Genomic DNA, 2331 nt, shown 5'->3' on the forward strand with positions numbered 1-2331 from the left:
TCCACAATATAATCCTGTGCCGCATACTGCATCTTAACAGAAGTCAATGATCCTTTTTTAATAAATCCGATAATGACTGCAATAACCAAACCAATCAAAAGGTCTGCAAATATCCAGAGCGGTGACAACTTCTCCTTCGGAAGATTCCCCACATCATAAGGCTTATCTTCCCTTGCCTGGGTTATAAATGCATCACATAAGTCTGCATATTTTGTAAATGCTTCACTGTAATCGCCATCACTGAGATATGGAAGGAACTTGTCACTTATATATTCCTGGCCTGCATCTGTAAAGACTGTAATGCCATATCCGCATGTACTGATTCGCCAGTCTCTCTCTTCCATGCTGATCAGAAGAAGAATGCCATCTCTGGAATCACCGTAGCCGTAGCCGTTATAGTCATAAAAGTCGTCTGCATAAGCCATCGCTGTCTTGCCTTCAAGGCCGTCAACGGTCACAACGACCACATCCATTTTCTGGCGCTCGCTGATCTCATCCAGCTTTGAAAGAAGTTCACTTTCTTCCCTGTCTGTAAGAAGTTCTCCTCTGTCCACAAGGCGGGGCAGGAGTCTTTCTTCCGGGATAGATTGGTGTTCTTCTTTCTGCTCTGTCTGTACAGGTATTACTGTATTATCCGCCACTGTATTCTCTATGACCGCAAAGGATTCCATAATCTCCTGTGACTCTGACTCCAAAGCAGGCCCGATTTTTTCTTCCAGCATCTCTTCTGCTTTATTGAGATAAGCAGCTACACATTCATCGTAATATTCATTATTTGCAAATGCCTGCCAGAGCTCATCATCATCTGCTTCCGAAAAAAGTTCTTCACCCTTTCCCTGTTTATAGATATACCACTCCGTTTCTTCATAATTCCAGATGAGCATAATGCCATCCGCATCACCAAAGGAAGCTTTGTAAGCTTCTTCGGCGTAGCCAGGTGTATCTGCTCCATTTGTCGTGTTTGTCATAAGCAGCGTGACATTGATTCCATATGTATCTGACAGCACCGAAGCTCTCTCATTCAACTCAGTCACATAATCTGTGACCACATCCATCTCATCAATAATATAAATTTTTCCTTCGTCGGCTGATACCGGAAGCATCCAGGTCATCATCAGAAGGACTGCTAAAAATAATGCAAAAAATCTTTTTTTCATCAATCCTTCCCCCCTACAGCAACGTAATGATCCACATCAAGGCATAAAGAATGACCCCGATGATCACACTGCGTGTTCCAATATATTTATAAAACTGATTTTTATCAAAAGGCAGATTACCTACCATCTTTCCTGTCTGACCATTCATAGCAAAAATATACGATTCGCCTTTCCATGTCGTATTCAAAATCCAGACCGGATACAGAGCATACTTATGGGATGTATTTCTCATATTAACATGACTGCTGGATGTTCTGACAACATCATAGCCATCTACGTTTTGTTTCATAGAGATTTCTGCACTTTTGGTCATACGCTCTTCTGCGCGGGCCAGACGATCCTCTTTCGTCACATCATACCTGTCGGCCAGGTAGCCGGCAAGATAGGCTGTCTCAAAAGGAACAGCTTCATCAAAGTTAAAGGGTTCGATCGATTCCATCAAAGCATCATCCATCTTTGTGGAACCATCTTCCGGAATGTTCTGAAAGCTCACGCTTCCGGCACGGTGCACATCATAATACCGATGCTCCGTGTATTCCGTATCCCCCTTTTCCCACACACGTATCTTTTCCGCCTCATAATGAATATCGGCCTGCGCATCTGCGTCAAAAAGCCAGAACGGAACATAAACACCTTTAATCTCATCAATATGATTTTCCTTTTTAAAAATTCCCGGTAAAAAGGCTTTTCCTTTTAAATGCTCATAATAAGCTGCCTTGGCCGCTTTTTTATCCTTTTTAAACGGAATGATATAATCCGGGCGAAGATCCCCCGCAAACTGTCCTTTCATAACGACAGGATTTCCGCAGAATGGACAGGATGTTGCCCCCGTATTCACATCAGCCACAATCTCACCGCCGCAGGACTGGCATGCGTATATACGCATATTCTCTGTCTCACCTTCCCGCCATTGTCCATCCTCTGAGGCCTCGACAGCAGGATGTTCCGTCTCCTGCGTTTCCTCTTTCTGTATATTGTTAAAGGCTTCTATTGTCATTTCAGAATCACAATAAGGACATTTCATTTTCTGACTCTTACTGTCAAATTCCATAGCTCCGCCACAGTACGGACACTTGTACTCCATAACTTCAGACATCTTTATTCCATCCCCTTCCCATCATTCTTTCATCAAAGAACACCCGGGTCCGAATCTATCACATTCAGACCCGGGTGT

General features: G+C 43.4%; 2 protein-coding genes. Both read right to left on the reverse strand.

Translation table 11 applies throughout. From position 1 onward, the window contains the following. Positions 1-1157: TPM domain-containing protein (locus QZZ35_RS11195; RefSeq protein ID WP_291237478.1), on the reverse strand; the 1157-nt coding region annotated here is incomplete at its 3' end. A 13-nt stretch (positions 1158-1170) separates the two neighbouring features. Continuing rightward, positions 1171-2253 (reverse strand): hypothetical protein, encoded by a 1083-nt coding sequence (locus QZZ35_RS11200; protein ID WP_291237479.1) that lies wholly within the window; start codon positions 2251-2253, stop codon positions 1171-1173. Positions 2254-2331 lie beyond the last annotated feature (78 nt).

Origin of the sequence: Frisingicoccus sp., assembly GCA_016298055.1 — a bacterium.
GTDB lineage: Bacteria > Bacillota > Clostridia > Lachnospirales > Lachnospiraceae > Frisingicoccus.

What these genes read in the sequence shown, in the direction of transcription:
- QZZ35_RS11200 (WP_291237479.1), bottom strand. Translation starts at nt 2,253, where the DNA reads ATGTCTGAAGTTATGGAGTACAAGTGTCCGTACTGTGGCGGAGCTATG.